The organism is Paraburkholderia aromaticivorans (assembly GCF_002278075.1).
GTDB classification, from domain to species: Bacteria; Pseudomonadota; Gammaproteobacteria; order Burkholderiales; family Burkholderiaceae; genus Paraburkholderia; species Paraburkholderia aromaticivorans.
The window spans coordinates 2,058,061-2,077,111 of record NZ_CP022990.1 but is presented as its reverse complement, the minus strand read 5'-3'; the positions used below and the strand labels follow the sequence as shown (position 1 = coordinate 2,077,111).

14 protein-coding genes are annotated in these 19,051 nt (G+C 63.8%); 4 read left to right on the top strand and 10 right to left on the bottom strand.

The window, feature by feature from the left end:
* Positions 1-26: 26 nt before the first annotated feature.
* From CJU94_RS28975 to CJU94_RS28955, 5 genes are read right to left on the bottom strand one after another with little or no spacing between them, the layout of a single operon-like run.
* Positions 27-1,340: a UxaA family hydrolase gene (locus CJU94_RS28975; protein ID WP_095422026.1), complete on the bottom strand. Its 1,314-nt coding sequence runs from the start codon at positions 1,338-1,340 to the stop codon at positions 27-29.
* Between the two features lie 42 nt (positions 1,341-1,382).
* Positions 1,383-1,709 (bottom strand): UxaA family hydrolase, encoded by a 327-nt coding sequence (locus CJU94_RS28970; RefSeq protein ID WP_095422025.1) that lies wholly within the window; start codon positions 1,707-1,709, stop codon positions 1,383-1,385.
* 25 nt (positions 1,710-1,734) lie between these two features.
* Positions 1,735-2,784, bottom strand: coding sequence for an ABC transporter permease (locus CJU94_RS28965; protein ID WP_095422024.1), 1,050 nt, complete (start codon positions 2,782-2,784; stop codon positions 1,735-1,737).
* Positions 2,774-4,294, bottom strand: coding sequence for a sugar ABC transporter ATP-binding protein (locus CJU94_RS28960; RefSeq protein ID WP_095422023.1), 1,521 nt, complete (start codon positions 4,292-4,294; stop codon positions 2,774-2,776). The genes CJU94_RS28965 and CJU94_RS28960 overlap by 11 nt, the downstream gene beginning before the upstream one ends.
* Positions 4,295-4,302: 8 nt before the next feature.
* Complete coding sequence (locus tag CJU94_RS28955; protein WP_167397578.1) at positions 4,303-5,352, bottom strand: sugar ABC transporter substrate-binding protein; 1,050 nt, start codon at positions 5,350-5,352, stop codon at positions 4,303-4,305.
* A gap of 263 nt (positions 5,353-5,615) precedes the next feature.
* On the opposite strand from CJU94_RS28955, the gene CJU94_RS28950 reads away from it, so the two are divergent.
* From CJU94_RS28950 to CJU94_RS28940, 3 genes are all read left to right on the top strand, one after another.
* On the top strand, positions 5,616-6,404 hold the full coding sequence (locus CJU94_RS28950; protein WP_095422022.1) for an IclR family transcriptional regulator: 789 nt from the start codon (positions 5,616-5,618) through the stop codon (positions 6,402-6,404).
* A 104-nt stretch (positions 6,405-6,508) separates the two neighbouring features.
* Positions 6,509-7,534 (top strand): fimbrial protein, encoded by a 1,026-nt coding sequence (locus CJU94_RS28945; protein WP_095422021.1) that lies wholly within the window; start codon positions 6,509-6,511, stop codon positions 7,532-7,534.
* A 108-nt stretch (positions 7,535-7,642) separates the two neighbouring features.
* Complete coding sequence (locus CJU94_RS28940; protein ID WP_091805141.1) at positions 7,643-8,188, top strand: hypothetical protein; 546 nt, start codon at positions 7,643-7,645, stop codon at positions 8,186-8,188.
* Between the two features lie 127 nt (positions 8,189-8,315).
* On the opposite strand, the gene CJU94_RS28935 is transcribed toward CJU94_RS28940, so the two are convergent.
* Entirely contained in the window at positions 8,316-10,745 is a 2,430-nt protein-coding gene (locus CJU94_RS28935; RefSeq protein WP_095422020.1) for a bifunctional acetate--CoA ligase family protein/GNAT family N-acetyltransferase, read from the bottom strand.
* A gap of 389 nt (positions 10,746-11,134) precedes the next feature.
* Here CJU94_RS28935 and CJU94_RS28930 point away from each other — a divergent pair, with 389 nt between their 5' ends.
* Positions 11,135-12,019, top strand: a complete 885-nt coding sequence (locus CJU94_RS28930; RefSeq protein WP_095422019.1) for a LysR family transcriptional regulator — start codon at positions 11,135-11,137, stop codon at positions 12,017-12,019.
* A gap of 113 nt (positions 12,020-12,132) precedes the next feature.
* Here CJU94_RS28930 and CJU94_RS28925 read toward each other — a convergent pair whose 3' ends face one another.
* The 4 genes from CJU94_RS28925 to CJU94_RS28910 all read right to left on the bottom strand — a co-directional run bounded on the left by CJU94_RS28925 (position 12,133) and on the right by CJU94_RS28910 (position 18,696).
* Positions 12,133-13,734, bottom strand: a complete 1,602-nt coding sequence (locus CJU94_RS28925) for a peptide chain release factor 3 (protein ID WP_095422018.1) — start codon at positions 13,732-13,734, stop codon at positions 12,133-12,135.
* 285 nt (positions 13,735-14,019) lie between these two features.
* A complete protein-coding gene (locus CJU94_RS28920; protein ID WP_095422017.1) occupies positions 14,020-15,147 on the bottom strand; it encodes a fimbrial protein in 1,128 nt (375 codons plus the stop codon).
* Positions 15,148-15,168: 21 nt separating this feature from the next.
* Entirely contained in the window at positions 15,169-17,814 is a 2,646-nt protein-coding gene (locus CJU94_RS28915) for a fimbria/pilus outer membrane usher protein (protein ID WP_095422841.1), read from the bottom strand.
* A gap of 138 nt (positions 17,815-17,952) precedes the next feature.
* A complete protein-coding gene (locus CJU94_RS28910; RefSeq protein ID WP_095422016.1) occupies positions 17,953-18,696 on the bottom strand; it encodes a fimbria/pilus periplasmic chaperone in 744 nt (247 codons plus the stop codon).
* Positions 18,697-19,051: the final 355 nt, after the last annotated feature.

The window sequence follows — 19,051 nt, the reverse complement described above, 5'->3', positions numbered from 1 at the left end:
CCCGCGCGCGGGCCGCTCAGTGCGGCTCAGAGCGGCTCGATCGCAACGACCCGTTGCTGCGGCGCGGCACTCGACGGCAAACAAGCCGGCCCAACCGGATCAAAGGTCTTGTAGGTCAGGATGAATTCCTGGTGTCCTAGCGTTTCAGACTTCGAGGCCTTGCCACCGGACACCGCCACCGTTTGCTCGAAGACTTCGCGGCCGACTTCGTCGAGCGTGCCGCGGCCTTCGAGAATACGGCCTGCGTCGACATCCATGTCGCCGGAGAGATTGCGATACGTTGCGGGATTCGCACACACCTTGATCACCGGCGAGATCGCCGAACCCACCACCGAGCCGCGTCCGGTCGTAAACAGGATCACATGCGCGCCGCACGCGATCAGTTCGCCGATCTCCGCGTTGTCGCTGATGTTCGGAAAGCCGAAGCGCGGTTCGCCGTCCGGCACCACGTCGAGCAGATACAGGCCGCCGGCTGGCGGAATGTCGCCGGGTTTGACGATGCCGACAATCGGCGACGCTCCGCTTTTGGCATACGCCCCGAGCGATTTCTCTTCCTGCGTGGTGAGCCCGCCGTCCGCGTTGCCGACCGCAAAACTGCCGTGGCCGAGAATCGAGTAATAGCGTGCCGCCTTCGCAACACAGGCAACGATCTCATCGCCGAGGTCGGGGCGCGCCGCGCGCGTTTTCATGTGGAATTCGCAGCCCACCAGTTCGCCGGTTTCTTCGAAAATGCACGTCGCGCCCGCGTCGATCAGATGATCGAACGCGCGGCCCACGGCCGGATTCGCGGTGATGCCGCTCGTGCCGTCCGAGCCGCCGCAAATCGTGCCGATCACCAGTTCGCTCAGCGCCATCGGCACTTTCTGTTGCGCGGCAAGCTGCTTGCGCGCGCCGCGAATCCAGTCGACGCCGTATTGAATCGTGCTGCGCGTGCCGCCTTTTTCCTGGATCGTCAACACTTCGACGGGACGGCCGCTCGCGCGCACCACGTCCACCAGGTAATGCTTGTTCATGCTCTCGCACCCGAGCGACACGAACAGCACCGCGCCCACGTTGGGATGCGTGGTGAGCCGCTCGAGCATTTTCTCGGCGTAACTGTTCGGATAGCAGCCGGGAAAGCCGATCAGATGCACGGGCGGTTCGCGTTCGGCGGAAGGGTCGTCGAACGCATCGAGCGGTTCGCGAAACTGCGTGACGATCTCGCGCGCGACGTGATGCGCGCACTCGACCAGATACGCCACCGCGACGACATTGCGGATGCCCTTGCGGCCATCGCGGCGCGGATAGCCTTGCAGCGTGGGCTGCTGGAAGGCGGCAGATGCTACGTAAGTGTCAGTCATGATCGTTCCAGCGCGGCGCGAAGCCACGACATTGTGCTCACATCAGTGATGGACGAACTCGTGGCCCGCGTCGTGCGTATAGGTCGGCAGGTAGTCGCTCTCGAGATTGTGCGTATGCAGATGCGCACCGCGCGCCACCGCTTCCGTCACGTGACCGATCACTGCGCCGTAGCGCAGCACCTTGTCGTCTTTCGCGAGTTCGTGGCGCGCCACCTTGTGACCGAGTTCGATGGTTTTGGTCAGCGTCACGCGCTCCCCCTCAATCTCGATCTGCGTGCCCCCGAGCAGACGCGCCGCCGCGACGAGGCAGTTGTCGGCGGGGCTGAGCAGAATCAGGCGTGGGTCCGTATGCAATGGGCGGCTGGTCAAGTGAGGTCTCCGGAATGCATGCGCATCAGTTTTGGCCTTCGCCGCTAGCCAGGCGCGCCACCATCAGCGAGCCCAGGATGATCGCGCCGTAGATCGCCTGGATCCAGAAAGACGGCACCTGGGCGAGCGTCAGCAGGTTCTGCACGACGCCGAGCAACAGCACGCCGGTGAGCGCACCGAACATGGTGCCCTTGCCGCCGTCGAGCGAAATGCCGCCGATCACCGCGGCCGCGAACACCGTGAAAATCATGCCGTTGCCCTGGTTCGCGTTGATCGCGCCGACATAGCCGGTGACAATCAATCCGCCCAGCGACGCGAGCACGCTGCCGAGCACGAACACACCCCACGTGATGCGCTCCACCCGAATCCCCGCCGCGCGCGCCGCTTCCGGATTGCCGCCGATCGCATACAGCGCGCGACCCAGCCGGTGATAGCGCAACACGAAGGCGGCGATTGCGAACGCCGCCGCCGCGAGCCACACGGACAAAGGCAAGCCGAACACAATGGTGGTCGCGAGCGTGAAGAACGACGGCGGCATATCGAACAGCGTGCCGCCCTTGGTCGCGCCGACCAGCATGCCGCGCAGCACGATCAGCATGGCCAGCGTGACGATGAACGCGTTCAGCCGCAAACGCACCACCAGAAAACCGTTGATCAAACCGATCACCGCGCCCACCGCCACGATGGCGAGCAGGCCGGCCGCCGCCGGCCATTGCACGCCGAAGCCGGCGGAGGCCGCCGGCATCACCAGCATCGCGCCCACGGCGGGCGCGATGCCCACCGTCGATTCGAGCGACAGGTCGAACTTGCCGGTCAGCACGATCAGCGATTCGGCGAGCACGACCAGCGCCAACGCCGCCGAGGCGCCCAGCACGCTGATGAGATTCGCTTTGGTCAAAAAGCTGGGACTGACAAACGCGCCGATCACCATCAGCAACGCGAGCGCGGGCAGCAACGCCAGCTCGCGCAAGCGCGCGAGTTCGGTCCGCGCGCGTTTGCCGCGCGCGGACTGCGCGAGCGGCTGAGCCTGCCCTTGCGCAGTGGCGAAGGCGGGACTGGGCACACTATTCTTCATGGAGACTGACTCCTTCAACGGATGCGATCAGGTCGTGGTCCTGCCAACCCGCGGGAAATTCGGCCGCGACACGGCCACGGAACATGACCAGCACGCGGTCACAGGTGCGCAGATCGTCGAGTTCGCCGGACACGACGAGCACCGCCTTGCCGTCTTCGCGCACACGGTCCACGACGGAGAGCAGCGCTTCTTTCGATTTCACGTCGACGCCCGCCGTGGGGTCGATCAGCACCAGCACGTTGGGATTGGTGGCGAGCGCGCGCGCCATCACCACCTTCTGCTGATTGCCGCCCGACAGGCCGGACACCACATGCTCCGGACCCTGCGCGACGATGCCGAGCGCGTCGATCATCTTCTGGCCGAACGCATTCTTCTTCGCGGGCGGCGCAATGCCGAACTTGCCAAGCAAATGCGCGATCGTCATCGAGGCGTTTTCCGCGACCGATTGTGTGAGCACCAGGCCTTCGTGATGGCGATCCTTCGGCACGCAGCCGATGCCGAGCGCGAGCGCCGCGGGCACATCGCCGGGCGGCAGGGTTGTGCCGTCCACACGGATCGTGCCGCGTCTGGCGGCGCGCAGGCCGGCGATCGCTTCGGCCACGCTCGTGCGGCCGCTGCTCGTCGCGCCCGTCAAGCCGACCACTTCGCCGCGTTTGACGGTGAACGACACGCCTTCGTAATCGGAGCCGGCCAGGCCGTCCACTTGCAGCGCGATCGCCGTGTCGGCGGGCAACGCGTCGCGCGCCGCCGCGTCGGCGACGGCGAGACCGCCGCGTTCGCCGGTCATCGCTTCGATCAGCTGCTCGCGCGGCAGCGCGGACACCGGCGCGCTGACGATATGCCGCGCATCGCGCAGCACCGTCACGGCCTGGCAGATTTCGTAGACTTCCTGAAGATGGTGCGAGATGAACAGGAAGGTCACGCCTTCCCGCTGCAACTCGCGGATGCGCCGGAACAGGCGCTTGATCTCGTCGCCGTCGAGCTGTGCGGTCGGTTCGTCGAGAATGATGAAGCGGGCGCCATACGACAGCGCGCGCGCAATTTCCACCAGTTGCCGGGCCTCCACCGTCAGATCGCCGGCGCGAGCGTCTTCGCGCACGTCGATCTTCCAGTGATCGAGCAGCGCGCGCGCATCGCGCCGCATGGCCTGCCAATCGATCACGCCGCCGCGCAACGGCTGCCGGTTGATAAACAGATTTTCCGCGACGCTCAGGTCGCGGATGATCGTCGAATGCTGATAAACGCACGCCACGCGCTCGCGCCACGCGTCGCGATCCGCGATCGACGGCGCGGCCGCGCCGCCGAAACGCACCTCGCCGGTATCGGGCTTGCGCAGGCCGGTGAGAATCGACACCAGCGTCGATTTACCCGCGCCGTTGCGCCCGACGAGCGCATGCGACTCGCCGGGCATCACGCGAATGCTCACGTCTTTCAGCGCGGCTGTCGAGCCGAAGCGCCTCGTAATCTCGAACGCTTCGACAACCGGCGCGGAGGGCGTGGGTTCGCTCATTTGACGGCTCATTTGACCGTATTACCCCACAAGGCCTTGTCGTCGACGTTCGCTTTCGTCACGAGCGGCGCGGGCAGTTGGTCCTCCAGAATGCCCGGCGCCAGCTGGATGATGTTGCTGCCGTGATCGGTCGGACCCGGCTTGAAGGTCTGCCCGGCCAACGTCGCCTTGATATAGAACAGCCCGTATTTCGCGAACGAATCGGCAGGCTGCGAGACGGTCGCGTCGATATCGCCGCGGCGGATCGCGTCGAACTCCTGAGGAATGCCGTCGTTGCTGACGATCACGACGTGCTTCGCGTCGCCGGCGGGAAAGAGCATCTGCTTGCGGCGCAGGGTTTGCAGCGTGGGCGACAGATAGACGCCGCCCGCCTGCATGTAGATGCCTTTCACGTCGGGATTCGCGGTCAGCAGACTGTCGAGCGCGGTGGCCGCGACGTCGCCTTTCCAGGCCGCGGGAATTTCCAGAACCGACACGCCGGGATAGCCCTTCATGCATGAACGGAATGCTTCGGACCGGTCGCGTCCGTTGACCGACGCGAGGTCGCCCATGATCTGCACGACCTTGCCCGACTTCACGTGATCGCCGATGTACTTGCAGGCCTTCTCGCCATACGCGCGATTGTCGGCGCGGACCACCATCGCGACCTTGCCTTGCGTCGGCGCGACATCCACGGCGACCACCGCCACGTTCTTCGTCGCGGCGGCGTCGAGCGCACGGCTGATCGCCGCCGAATCCAGCGGGCCGACCACGATGCCCTTCGCACCGAGGTTCAGCAGGTTGTTCATGTCCGTGATCTGCTGGGCGGGATCGCCGTTCGAATTGACCGGCGCGAGAATGTCGAGGCCCATGTCCTTCGCGTATTTGGGCAGATAGTTGTTGTACGACTGCCAGAACGGCGACGTGAGCAGCGGCAGATCGAGGCCGATCTTGCCTGCGTCGGCGGCCTGCGCGGCGCCGCTCGCAGCGAGGCCGGCGAGACACACGGCGGCGGCCGCGGCGGATAACGAACTGCGGAACAAACGGTGAGCCGCGTGCGGCCCTTTCGCGAACGACATGGTTGTCTCCTGATATGCGTTGTTGAACTGCGTGAACCGACGCGCGATGCCGGCACTTCGTCCTGCGCTTTCTTATCGAGTATTGGCGTGCGTTCATTCACCAATGAACGTATTATTCATATACGGACTTTTCGAAGTCAAGCAATGTGCACTGCGCCAACCGTCCGTGTTTTCCCTGGACCCGCGCCGCTTCGCACGAGATTCATCACGCACTTACACTCACGCGCCAGATAATGAGACCTGCACACGGAACCTCGCTCACGATGGACGCAGAAGACAAAGACGACGCCGACCGATATCGTGCGCCGGCGCTGGACAAAGGCCTCGACATCCTCGAACTGCTCGCCGAGCAGAAGGAAGGGCTGACGCGCGCCGAAATCACCAAGCTGCTGGGACGCAACGCAAGCGAGATGTATCGCATGCTCGAACGGCTGGTCGCGCGCCAGTACGTGGTGCGCTCGGCGGCGGGCGACCGTTATTCGCTCAGTCTGAAGCTGTATGCGCTCGCCCACCGTCACCCGCCGATGAACCGCCTGATCTCCGAAGCGCTGCCGCTCATGCAGCGCTTTGCCGATGCTGCCGAACAATCGTGTCACCTTGTGGTGTACGACCGCGGCAATCTGCTGGTGATCGCGCAGGTGGATGGTCCCGGCACGTGGGGTATGTCGGTGCGGCTCGGTTCGCGCGTCGGTCTGATCGATACGGGGTCGGGCCGCGTGATGCTCGCGTTTCAAAGCATCGAGCAGCGCGAGCAGATGCTGGCCGAACACACCAAGGTGAAGGGCGAGGTCACGATCGATCGCGACGCGCTCGAACAGGCCTGCGAGCGGATTCGCGCGGCGGGTTTCTCGCAGAAGGATAGCCAGCAGACGTTCGGCGTCACCGACCTGACGTTTCCGATCCAGGGTCCGTCCGGCCAGGCGATCGCCGTGCTCACCTGTCCGTACCTGCGGCGTATCGACGAATACGTCGCGCCGACGCTGGAAGCCGCCACCGCGCTGCTGCGCGAGACGGTAGAGGCGTTGTCGATGTTTCGTGAGAATGCGGCCTGACGTGACGAACCGTCACGTGTGATCGCCGGGGCTAATAACTATTATGCGAGGCTGCTGGGATTCCCTCACGCAACTGCGAACTCACTCGCACATGAAACTCCGCCATGCACGAGAAGCTTCTCCGAACTGCGTGTTATCGATATGTCACCCTTGCCGCGCTAGGCGCCTCAGGTCTCGCCGCACTGACGCTTAGTCCGCCCGCCAATGCGTTTCTACAATGCTCGATCACGGGCAACGGGGCCGTCGACTCCGGCACGGTGACGGTGCCGGCCGATGCTCAAGTCGGTGCATCGATTGGGCCGCCTATGTCCACGACATTGACGGTAAATTGTCCAGCAAATCCTGATGGCGGCGGCCGAGGCGGCTTTTACCTCAAGTTCGACGCGTTTGCATACGTAAATGCATCCGTGCACGATGTATGGGATACGAACCTGACGGGCATCGGAGTCCGGGTGACCGACGTCACCTTTGGCAACACGATTCTGTCGAAAACGAGGTCAGGGGATTTTGGGCCGACTGTCGCGTCTCAGTCAGCGTATAACGCCGACTATGTTTTCACATATCAATATGTGAAAACCTCCGCTAACGTAAGCAGCGGAAAAATCGCTAACTTTCCCTTGACAGCCTTGCATAGTCACGACGTTCGTCTCAATGCCGACTCCGCCATGCTGAATAAGCTTTCGATCGGTAACGCGACAATCGCCGTCAGTACCTGCGACGTGACGACGCCGTCTCTCGGCATCACGCTACCGCAAATTGCAGTCAATGCATTGCGCGTGCCGGGTGCGACGGCCGGCAATACGAATTTCAGCATTGGTCTGTCCTGCCAGCCTGGCGCCAACGTTTTCGTTACGCTGACCGACGCTACTGATTCGGGCAACACAACCAGCAATCTAGCGCTCACAGGCGATTCGACCGCCTCGGGAATAAGCCTGCGTGTGCTGGACAGTAGCGGATCGCCGGTCAGCTTCGGACCAGACTCGGCGGCACCGGGTACGACAAATCAATGGCTAGTCGGCCCGTCGGCGAACACGACTGGCATCCCGCTCACGGCCCAATACATCTCGACCGGCAAGGTTGAACCAGGCACGGTACGCGGGCGGATGACCTTTACGCTGAGCTATCAATAAGCCAGCATCCGGACTGGAAAACCGGCCGCTCGCACACATGGTTTAGAATGGCGACCCTCTCAAAAATCACGCCGCATGGGTTCGCTCATGCGCGCCCATCGACAAGCAATGGCGAAACTTCTGACCGATTCCGAATTCCAGCGTTTTTCCGAACTCCAGCAGAAGCAGTCGAGCTTCACGATCACGCCTGAAGAAGCCGACGAACTGCGCGACATCGTCGCTCACGCGCAAAAGCGGCGTGACGACCGCGCGGCGGCGATGCAAAGCATCGAGACCTTCATCCAGCAATTCGACATCAGCCCGGACGAGCTGTTTTCGCCGGAGCAGATTGGCGAGGCCGCGCGCACCTATGGCCTGATTCCGGCCGCGAAGAAAGAGCGCGTGCTGCCGCCGCAATTCACGTTCAACGGCAAGCCGTATCAGTGGACCGCGCGTCCGCTGCCGGACGATATTCGCGTACCGCTGTTCGATGCGTTCAAGGCCGGTGAGTCGGTCAAGTCGTTCATCGCGACGCCGAAGGATGCGAGCCGTTGCGCGGCGACCATTGCGCGCCTGGAGCGCGAGACCGGCGCGGTGTATGGCGATGCATGGCTTGAAGAACTGTCTGTGACGCGCACGCAAGTCGACGAAGCTGCTGCCAAGCTGGCGGCCTGAGGCGGCTTAGCTCATTCACGCTTCCTGCGGCGAGATGCCTTCAGCGCCTCTCGCCGCTTCGATCACCGCTTCGATCACCGCGGTTGCTCCGCCGGTCCGTTGTACCGGCGACGCGACAGTGATCCATTTAACTCTGCGCCGTCGGCGCACCGCCTTCCGCGCTTGCGTCGGCCGGTTCATCCAGCGCCATACGAAAGCCAACGACACCCGGATCCTCGGTCCGCGTGATCGTGAAGCCGCAAGCTTTGGCGAGCGCGATCATCGCAACATTCTCGCGCAGCGCCTCGCCGATCAGCCAATGGGTGCCGCGGGCCCGCGCGTATTTGATGATCCGGTCCATCAGCAATTGGCCGAGGCGCCGGCCTTTCTGGTCCGAGCGGACCGCCACCGCGAATTCGGCTGTTTCGTTGTCGGGATCGGCGACCGCCCGCACCACGCCCAGCGTCCGCGTGAAACCTTCGTCGCTGCGCACGGTGGCGATCAGCGCCATTTCACGGTCGTAATCGATCTGCGTCATGCGCGCGAGTTGCGAGTGATCGAAGCTGCTCACCGCGCCGAAAAATCGCAGGCGCAAGTCTTCAGGCGTCATTGCTTCGACGAAGTCGTGATGCGCGGCCTCGTCTTCCGGACGGATCGGCCGCACCGTCACCCGCAAACCCTGCCAGTCCAGCGTCTCTTCGAAGCGGCGCGGATAAGGCACGATCGCGAGGCGGCTGCGCGTCGCCGCGAGGCTCAATGAGGGAGCGACGGCGGTCACGTGATCGCGATACACCCTGAGCGTCAACGTGAGGCCGACGAGTTCCTTGACGTCGCAGACGGCTTGCGAGAGCGCCGTGAGCGCGGCCAAAGCCGGCTCCGGCGTGATCAGCCGGCCGTAGCGCGAACGCGCGATGATGTCGCGCGCGAGCATGGGATTGAGCGGCGGCAAGCCGTAGACGCGCAGCAGGTCGGGTAAGCCGTCGGCGGATGGCGCCGTGAAGCGGAATACGGGGCCGAAGTTGTCGTCGTCGTGAAGCTCGACGACGAGGTCGACGACCGGCTTGCCGGTCGATCCAGTGCGGCCTTCCGCGCCGCTTGGTGCGGGCGGCGCCGTTTCCACCTGCAATCCAAAACGCTCCAGAAACCGCGCCGCTGCTTCGCCGGCTAGCTGGTGCTCACCCGCCGCGAGCGCCTCGCGTGCCTGCGCCTGAGCCGCATCGATTGCGGCGGGGATTTCCGCCGGCAAACCCTCTGGCGTCTGCATCAGCAACTCGCGCCCCATTCGATAGTCGACTAGCCGCGCGAATGCGCGCGCGAGCCGCTGCGGCGTCGTGTGCACGGGGATGCCCTGCGCGTGCAGCGCGTCGCGCATGGCGGCATCCACGCCACCAAAAAAGCACGCGAGCAAGCCGCGATACGCGAAGCGCTGATTCGCGATCAAAGCCTGCGCGACTTCACCCACCGGCGCGCTGTGCGTCGACGCGTGCACGACGAAGGCCGTTCCCGTACTGCGTTGATTCGCGAGCCATTCCAGCGCGGTCCCGAAGTGCTCGGGCCGCGCGTCATCGCCGAGCCGCAACGGATTGCCGCCAACGGCATGCGGCAATACCTGCTTCAGGGCCTCCGACGCTTCGTCGGGCCAGGGCGCGAGCGTGTCGCCGGCTGCGGCAAAAGCGTCGCAGGCGAGCGTGGCGAGGCCGCTGTCGCTGGTAATCAGCGTGGCCGTGGCGCCCGCCGCCACGCGGCCCACGCCCAGCGTCTCGATTTCGTCGAGCAGATCGTCGAGCGAGTCGACGCGCACCATGCCCGCACGGCGGAAAGCGGCGGTGTAGAGCGCGTCCGCGGGATCGGCGCGGCCGGAGCGTAGCGCCAGCACCGGCTTGTTGCGCGCCGCCGCGCGGGCCGCCGACATGAACTTGCGGGCCGCGCGCACGCTGTCCAGTTCGAGCAGGATGGCGCGGGTGCCGGGGTCGCTGGCCAGATAGTCGAGCACGTCGCCCGCGTCCACATCCGCTTCCCCGCCGAGCGCCACGGCGTGCGAAAAGCCCAGACCGCGCGCCCGTGCCCAGCCGAGCACGGCATTCGTCAACGCATTCGACTGCGACACCCACGCGACGCCGCCCGCCTTCACCGTGCACGACGGCGCGCCCAGATGCGCGCGCAGCGCCGGCGACACCACGCCGAGACTGCCCGGCCCGACGATCCGCAGCAGGTTTGGCCGTGCCGCCGAGAGCGCGTGCCGCAGCGCGAGCCGGTCGTCATCGCTGCGCACTTCGCCGACGATGATCGCCGCGCGCGTGCCCAGACCGCCGAGCTGGCGGATGATGCCCGGCCAGGTGGCGGGAGGCGTGCAGATCACGGCGACCGTGGGCGCTTCCGGCAAGTCGCCGGTCTCGCCGATCACGGCGTGGCCGCCGAGCGTCTGATACTTCGGATTGACCGGCCACAGCGGGCCGTCGAAGCCCCCTTCCAGCACGCGCGCCCACACCATCGCGCCGGTGCTGCCGGGCCGCTCGGAAGCGCCGATCACGGCGACGGATTTGGGACGAAACAAGGCGTCGAGATTACGAACGGTCACGGGCGCTCCGAAGGCTGGGGAAGGCGAGCCGCTTGGCGGCCGGGCGTGCGTCTCCGTCAGCATAGGCGAAGTCGGGCGCTCGCGCGCCTGCTTTGCGCCGCCTCGCGACCCATGCCGTAGCGCGTGAACTCGACATTTCTTATCGAGATTAAGCAAAACGACGGACGCCAATGCGACAATCGTCATGCCGTCACGATGGCGGCTTCCTTGAAAAATCGCTGACCGATGCGGGTTCGGATCGCGCGCGGGAGACGCCCCGAAGGACTTGTCCGTGGCAACCAACGCGCGGCCGGCGACGCACCGCCAACTCAATCCGCAGTGCCGTCCCGATATCCGTCGTCGATCCGGCGGCCGGACCGTGGAGGACTCAAAGCAACAGAAGGTGATTTATGCGGCGCTTGCCATCGCTGATCGCGTTGCGCTTCTTCGAAGAGACAGCCCGTCACATGAGCTTCAATCGCGCGGCCGTCGCACTGTGCGTGACCCAGGGCGCCGTGAGCCGGCAAATCAAGCTGCTCGAAGAGTCGCTTGGCGCGAAGCTGTTCGAGCGCGACCACAAGGGTATTCGTCTGACTGAGGCCGGCTCGCGGTTGCTGCCGTGGTTGTCCGAAGCCTTCGACACGATCGAGCGCGGCTTTCGGCAAATCACGGTGGCCAAAGGGCGGCGGCGCCTCGTGTTCGCCGTGCCGCCCGCTTTCGCCGCGCAATGGTTTTCGCCGAGGCTGGGTTCGCTCGCGGCGGCGCTCCCCGACGTCGAACTGTCCGTTCGCACTGAAGCGCACGGCGACTTTCACTGCCAGATCCGCTTCGGCCGCCACGCGCTGCCGAACGCGTATTCCGAATTGCTGATGACCGGGCGTCACGTGCTCGTGGGCGCCCCACGTCTGCTCGATCAACCGCTGGAGACGCTGCTCGACCGGATGCCGGCCCTGCATGTGCTGCACAACGACGCGCGGCTCGAGTGGTGGCCGAACTGGCTCGCGAAGGCGGGCATGCCCGCGCGCTACGCGGACCACGGCATCGAATTCTCGACGCTGGATCAAGCAATTCGCGCGGCGACCAAAGGCGCTGGGCTGGCTGTCGTCGACCGGAACATGATTGAGGAGGAGCTGGCGGACGGCAGTCTCGCGCAGTTCTCGGATGTCGAAGTGAGCGGCCCGCTCGGCTACTGGCTCGATGTTCCCCAGCGGCACGTCGGGCTGGAACAGGTGCAGGCGCTGACGGACTGGCTGCGGGAAGAGGTGAAAGAGGTGCTGAAACTGAATTCGCACTGATGAACCGCCGGTAAGCGTAGTGCTGCCGCTCATGCAAAAAGGCCCGTCTTCACGGGCCTCTTTGGGTTGTCTTGCCTTGCCGTGTTTTGCGCTCGACTATCGGCGCGACGGACTTACATCGCCTTCTTGAACGGCGCGCCCGAGTGCTCGCGCAATTCGTTGAACACGATCTTCGGCCAGGCCTTCTGCGCCACTTCGATCTCCGACACGTGCGAAGCGAGATAAGTCGGCGCGTCGGACGCGTCGAGCGCGATTCGCGCCGCGTAGGAATCGGTGAAACGGCGCAGTTCGGCTGCGTCGTCGCAGGTTACCCAGCGCGACATGCGGTAACGCGCCGGCGCCATGCGCACGTCGACCTTGTATTCGGTCGACAAGCGGTGCGACACCACCTCGAACTGCAGTTGCCCGACCGCGCCGAGAATCATCAAGCCGCCCACCTCCGGACGGAACACCTGAATCGCGCCTTCCTCGCCGAGTTGCTTGAGCGCTTCGCCGAGTTGCTTGGCGCGCATCGGATCCACCACTTCCACCGTCTGGAAAATTTCCGGCGCGAAGAACGGCAGACCGACGAACTGCAGTTGCTCGCCTTCGGTCAGCGTATCGCCGAGACTCAGCGTGCCATGATTCGGAATACCGATGATGTCGCCCGGATACGCCTCGCTCACGGTCTCACGACGCTGCGACAGGAACGTCACCACGTTGTTGGCGCGGAAGGTCTTGTTCGTGCGCGTCACCTTCACCGCCATGCCGCGTTCGAAATGCCCCGAGCACACGCGAATGAACGCCACGCGGTCGCGGTGCGCCAGATCCATGTTCGCCTGCACCTTGAATACCACGCCGGTGAATTTCGGCTCGTCCGGCATGACCGGGCGTTGCACGGTCATGCGCATGGAAGGCGGCGGCGCCAGATCGACCAGCGCGTCGAGAATTTCCTTCACGCCGAAGTTGTTGATCGCCGAACCGAACAGCACCGGCGATTGCTGACCGGCGAGGAACTGCTCGCGATCGAAATCCGGCGATGCGCCGGTGATCAGATCGATCTCTTCCTTCGCCTTGACCCAGGCATGGCCGAAGCGGCGTTCGCCTTCTTCGTCGCTGAGCGCCTGCAGCGTTTCGACCTCGCCGCCCGCCTTGTCCTGACCGGCGCGGAACAGGCGCACCTGATCGCGCTGGATGTCGTAGACGCCCTGGAAGTCCTTGCCCATGCCGATCGGCCACGTGAACGGCACGGCGGCGACGCCCAGATGCTGCTCGATTTCGTCGAGCAGTTCGAGCGGCTCGCGCACTTCGCGGTCGAGCTTGTTGATGAAGGTGACGATCGGCGTCTTGCGGCTGCGGCAGACTTCGAGCAGCTTGAGCGTTTGCGCTTCGACGCCGTTCGCGCCGTCGATCACCATCACGGCGGCGTCGACCGCGGTCAGCACGCGGTAGGTATCTTCGGAGAAGTCTTCGTGGCCCGGCGTGTCGAGCAGGTTGATGACGGCGTCACCATACTCGAACTGCATCACCGAGCTCGCCACCGAAATGCCCCGCTGCTTTTCGATCTCCATCCAGTCGGACGTCGCGTAGCGATTGCTCTTGCGGCCCTTCACGGTGCCGGCGATCTGAATCGCGCCCGAAAACAGCAACAGCTTTTCCGTGAGCGTGGTCTTACCCGCGTCCGGGTGGGAAATGACCGCGAACGTGCGGCGGCGTTTGAGTTCGGAGACTGACATCGGGTCTGGCGGTCACGGATAGGGGTTCGGGCGGTTCCCGGCGGCTTGTGGCCGCCGGTATGCCACGCCTTGCGCGGCGGCGTCGAGCTGCGGGAGTTGGGCCGGCGGCCCGCGTCACAATGGCAACTCGACCGCGTGGGAACAGGTCACGAACGAGCGTTCGACAATACGGGAACCGCCAGCGCAGAACAGCGCAGGGAACGAATGATACACGTCATGGGGATTGGTGTATCGAAAAGGGGCGGTCGGGACGGCCAAGCTTGCGGCGAGGCCGCCCCGAAAGCTTTACTGATACGACATGGTGAAAGTGGCGAGCGCTCTGATCGTACCGGGCACTACGTCGCCCGTTCGAATATATCGCGCGGTCAACGGCACCTCCAGCGGGCCGTTCGGTGACGCGCCGATGACCCATTGATTGGTCGTAAAAGGTTCCGACGAGTCCGGCCCGAACGATACCAGCGCGCCTTTGTTATTCAATATCTGAAGGCCGATCCCTTTTGCGGTGGAGTCCGCGGTCGGGGTGAGAACATTCGACCGATTGGACGGATCCGTGCTGTCCGTCAAAACCATCGACACCTGCGCCCCGCTCGAACATGAAAATATCAGCGAGAACGGCTGGGGGGACGCCACCGTGCCCACGCCGGCCGAGAATGCCTTACTGTTGACCGTCGGCAGGGTAACGGAAGCGTTGGGCTGATTGATCGAACAGGCGTGAACGATCCGGCCGGACGCAGCGCCTGTGTAGAGCGGTGGCTGATCCCATCCATTGGCTGGATCGTCGGACGTCCAATAGGAGATCGATACCAACGGCACGGTCGAAAGCGTCCGTGCACCCAGCGGTATTATTCCGGTAGCAACGAATGACGGCGTAACCGTAATGTTAATCGGCATATACGGTCCGTCCATTGGTCCGCTGACCGGGCAGGTCAACTGGATCTGGCCATTGGTCATCCGGGCATTGCTGGCGTTGCACGCCGGCGCGTCAAACGTGTAGCGGATTCCCAGACCCTGAACGTTAGTTTGGTACACGTCGGCAAACCCGGATACAGGGGGTAGCGAACTGGAAAAGACCGGCCAAAACGTAGCAGTCGTTTCTGGCGGATCCGCATTCAGGAATTTGCAGGACGCCTGAAACTGCGTAGGTGCAAGCGTGGCAATCGTCGCACCCACCTGCGGATTGGCAGGCACGGAGATCGATCCCGCGGTGATGACATTGTTTGTACCGTTCGCCTGACAGGTAAGTGCTGCGTGCGCTGCGGGCGCGGCGAACAAGGCGGAACCCGGTACTACGAGAGCTCCGGCAAGCCGAATAAGCGAATTGCGGCCACGCCGCGCGGCAGTCGCATAAGACAAAGTCTTGCAGGCTGCCACGTTTTGGCTAGACCATCGCAGACAGGATTCGAACGCAGACATTTAATCACTCCTCGAATTGGATTACCTGGTACGGCCAGAAGCAAAGTTCGTGTTTTCGGTTGGCGTCCCACCCATACAATGCCCTTCCACAGACGTGTAGGCCGCTCCCGCATTGCCCGTTTGCCTCGGCAACACGTACTCGATGCGGCATTGCTCAGAAGCCGACGCGCCCCATTTCACGAACAGCGAGCCTTTATCCTCGAGCCCGCGCGCAAAAATCCGGCTGTCCTGCGCGACGATACCGACGGTCTTGCCGTTGCCGTCGACCACGTCCGCGCCGAACGGCAGCGCCTTGTCGCCAGGCTGCGGCGCACGAATCAACGCCGCGCGTCCGGTCACGGTCCTGTACCTGATCATCACCACTGAGCCCAGCCGCGGCACTGCCTGTTCCGAGGTCGATTCGAACTCGATATCGGTCGACGTGCCCTTCGGATCGATATCCACCGTGTTGATGCCATACGGCGTCAGATACGGAACGACCGCAAAGCCGCGTCCATTGAGCTTGACCCCTGGCGAACTGGTCACGCTCGCGCCTGCGGCGCCCGGTGCTTCGATCACGCCGAACGTGTCGCCCACCGTCTGCGAGAACGTGACACCCCCCGGATGCGCGACGACTGACCCGCTGATACCCGCCGACACCTGCCTTGATCCAGCGCCCCCGCTAGCCGATCCCGTCAACTGCGCGTACGGCGCGCGATAGGTGCCGCTCGCGCCCGCGCTCGCCGTGCTGGCGCCCGGAGCGTCGCCGTACGCCCCATACGCGCTGTACGAGTACTGGTTGCGCTCGCCCAACGAGCCGCTCACGTTGGCCTGCAGGTTGGTGTTTCCGCCGGAACTGCTGAGGTTCGTCGTCAGCAGCGGCGAATGCTGGTCATGGCCGAGCGGCAATGTGGTGCTGAACATGATCTGATCCGACATTGACCCGTTCGAGCTACGTGTGCGCCCTGCACTGATACTGTAGGTACCGTACTTGAAACGGTTGTTGTAGCCGGCCTGGTAGAACACATCGCTGCCACTGCGATTCCAGTACTGCTGAGCGGAAGCGTTCAGAAAGACCGTGCCGTATTCCTTGAAATTCTGATTGAGCGTGACCTGAAAACGGTTGCGCTGCCTGTACACCGAATCCGGATCGCCGCCATGCATAGCGAGATCACGCACGGACGCGGCATCCGACAGGTTCATATACCCGGCCGTCGAATAGCGATACGCCGCGATTGCAATGTTCGTGTTGGTCGGATCGATGAACTTGCTGTAACCAATGCGCAGGCTGGTGCCGCGCGACGTGCCCTGATCCGGAACCTGCGTTTGGGCTGCTGTCACGTCGGCTGAGAGCGCGCCGAGCTTCGTGTTCAGCGCGGCGCCCAGGTCGGCGGCCACATAGCCGTTAGCAGCCACGGCGCCACCATAGACCGTGACCAGATTGGTCAGGCCGCGCTGCAACGTGAACTGCGCGAAATTCGGGTTTGTCTCGAGCGTGGAATTACGGAGTTCGCCGGCGGTGACCGAAAACCGTGTGGTGCCGGGCCGCAACGACTGGGCGACCGAGGCGTAGGGCACGGTAAAGCTTTTCGTGCGGCCGTTGGCTTCGGTGACGGTGACATCCAGGTTGCCGCCATAGCCGGTTGCGTACAGGTCGTTGATCTCGAACGGACCCGGCGAGACGGTGGTTTCATAAATCACCTGGCCGTTCTGACGAACCGTCACTCGCGCGTTCGATTCAGCCGTGCCACGCACGACCGGCGCGTAGCCTCGCAGGGATTCGGGCAGCATGCGGTCGTCGGTGGCGATCTGCGCGCCGCGAAATTGCACGCTGTCGAACACATCGCCGGTCGTGTAGCCGTCGCCAACCGTCAATTGCGACTTCATCGCGGTGATGTCACGCTGAAGGTAGGTCGCAATGTTGTCGAACTGCGTGGCGGCGCCAGCCTGCTGGGTTACCGACGACTGATGCCGAAAGTGCCACGCGCCCAGGTTCACTCCGGCATTCAAACCGACATAGCTTTGAGTCGATTCAACACCCGATCCGGCGGTGTGGTAGGCATTCGCGTTGTAGCTCAGGAAAGCCGCGTTGACCCCGTTCTGCCACATCTCGGGCGGCACGTAACCGCGCGCGGCGTTTCGCATGTACTTTTGCGGCACGCTGAGCGCAATCCTTTGTTCCGCAAAGTCGAAGTCAGCCGTCGCGTCGGGCACGGCCGCCGCGAGGTCGACGCATTCGCCGGTCACTGCGGCATCGGCTCCGGCCACCTTCGCCTCACGGCTCGCAGCGACCTTGGCGAAGTCCACGCCAAGCGTTTCCAGCATCTGCCGGCTGAAGCAAGGACGCGCCGTCATCGCTCCGCTCGCGGCCACGAACCGCACATCATGGCGCGCAACACGAATGCCGTTGACGACCAGGTCGACGGAATAGACGCCCTCAGATACCGGGTTGCCACGCGAGAAGCGCGTGACATCCACCGTTGTATTCGGATCGACGCGCAGAAATGTGGTGTCGAACTCCACTGCCGCGCCCGCTTCAACGGGTTCGGATGCCTGAGCGCCCATTGGCTGAAGGCCGCCCAGCACCGCGAACGCTAACGTGGCCACCGCGGCGACGGGCGTGAGCCCAAACGCGCCAGCGAGTTCACCACCGCAGGCGGACGATCGGCGACAGGGTGAGTCCTTCATGATCTGATCGGAATTCAATGTCCTACGGCAGGCGAGCATCATCCCTGTGCACTGCCGGTGCAACGCACGCCGTGTTCGAGAAAGGGGTAGGCCAAGGGCGGCAGGTTGCCGCGCAACTGGCAGGTGTGGCGGCCTGGTTTACTCGCCGAGAGGCGCGTCGCCGTTGATAGGGCCGCCGTAGTCGCTGATGGCGATGTAGCGCACCTTCGCGCCCGCGGCGACGGCATTCATCTTCGCGATCGGCAGGATCACCGAAGTGCGCGGTGCAACCATGCCGCCTTGTTCGTTCCTGAATGTGTGGCCGCTGCTTTCGACGTCGATCTCACTGAACGACACGTAGTAAGGTGTCGGATTCGAAACGCTGACCGCCTGACCTTTGCCATCCGCCGACGCGGCAATTTTCCAGTTCAGTTGCGCGGCCGCGTCTTCCGGCTTGCCGGGTAGCTTGCCCGGCCGCACGAAGATCTTGATGCGTGTGCGATAGGCCAGGCTCAAGGTATTGGCGTCCGGCGCACTGCCTGCCTTCGGCGGGATGTCCAGCACGTTGAGCCAATAGACCGACTCGCGATCCTGAGGCAAGGGCTCGCCGGTGTACATCACGCGCAACGTCTGCGCCTTTTTTGCATCCATGCGGAAAATCGGCGGCGTGATCACGAACGGCACTTTGATTTCGCCGGGTTTGGCATCCGTATTGCCGTCGTCGATCCAGACCTGCACGAGCGATGGTGCCTTGCTGTCGTTATCCAGCTTGACCGTCACTTCCCGCTGCTCAAGCGGATACACCACCCGTGTACCGCCGATCGTCACGCTTGCATGTGCGCTGCCAGCGAGCAGCGCACATGCAACGCCGATTCCTATCGGCATTTTTTTGAGCAGATTCATTACACTCGAGAGTGCCGACTTCTCGCTTGTTTTTTCTCGGACTCGCTCCGGCCTCGGCGCTTTTCATCTGAACACCGATCCATTTCCTGGTGATGTGATCCGGCGTGGCCGGTTGCCTTCGTGCACCAGATTCATCGTCAGGCGGCAGTGATCAAACTCACGTTGCTCTATTCCTCAATCAATGCCTTGTTGATGCTCTCGTAGTTGACTTGCAGGGGCTCACATCGCTCAGCGCATCGCCCACGAAGGACTCAGTGCGGATCTTCCTGTCCCGCGTATCGCTCGTCTGTCAGTATGCCCCGAACTGGTTCGGGAGGGCCTTGCAATGGGGGGGGGGTGAGTGACCCCGCGCGTC

Excerpts from the sequence above, each read along its gene's own strand:
- CJU94_RS28975 (WP_095422026.1), bottom strand. The coding sequence starts at position 1,340 with ATGACTGACACTTACGTAGCATCTGCCGCCTTCCAGCAGCCCACGCTG.
- CJU94_RS28965 (WP_095422024.1), bottom strand. The coding sequence starts at position 2,784 with ATGAAGAATAGTGTGCCCAGTCCCGCCTTCGCCACTGCGCAAGGGCAG.
- CJU94_RS28960 (WP_095422023.1), bottom strand. The coding sequence starts at position 4,294 with ATGAGCGAACCCACGCCCTCCGCGCCGGTTGTCGAAGCGTTCGAGATT.
- CJU94_RS28955 (WP_167397578.1), bottom strand. The coding sequence starts at position 5,352 with ATGTCGTTCGCGAAAGGGCCGCACGCGGCTCACCGTTTGTTCCGCAGT.
- CJU94_RS28950 (WP_095422022.1), top strand. The coding sequence starts at position 5,616 with ATGGACGCAGAAGACAAAGACGACGCCGACCGATATCGTGCGCCGGCG.
- CJU94_RS28945 (WP_095422021.1), top strand. The coding sequence starts at position 6,509 with ATGCACGAGAAGCTTCTCCGAACTGCGTGTTATCGATATGTCACCCTT.
- CJU94_RS28940 (WP_091805141.1), top strand. The coding sequence starts at position 7,643 with ATGGCGAAACTTCTGACCGATTCCGAATTCCAGCGTTTTTCCGAACTC.
- CJU94_RS28930 (WP_095422019.1), top strand. The coding sequence starts at position 11,135 with ATGCGGCGCTTGCCATCGCTGATCGCGTTGCGCTTCTTCGAAGAGACA.
- CJU94_RS28925 (WP_095422018.1), bottom strand. The coding sequence starts at position 13,734 with ATGTCAGTCTCCGAACTCAAACGCCGCCGCACGTTCGCGGTCATTTCC.
- CJU94_RS28920 (WP_095422017.1), bottom strand. The coding sequence starts at position 15,147 with ATGTCTGCGTTCGAATCCTGTCTGCGATGGTCTAGCCAAAACGTGGCA.
- CJU94_RS28915 (WP_095422841.1), bottom strand. The coding sequence starts at position 17,814 with ATGAAGGACTCACCCTGTCGCCGATCGTCCGCCTGCGGTGGTGAACTC.
- CJU94_RS28910 (WP_095422016.1), bottom strand. The coding sequence starts at position 18,696 with ATGAATCTGCTCAAAAAAATGCCGATAGGAATCGGCGTTGCATGTGCG.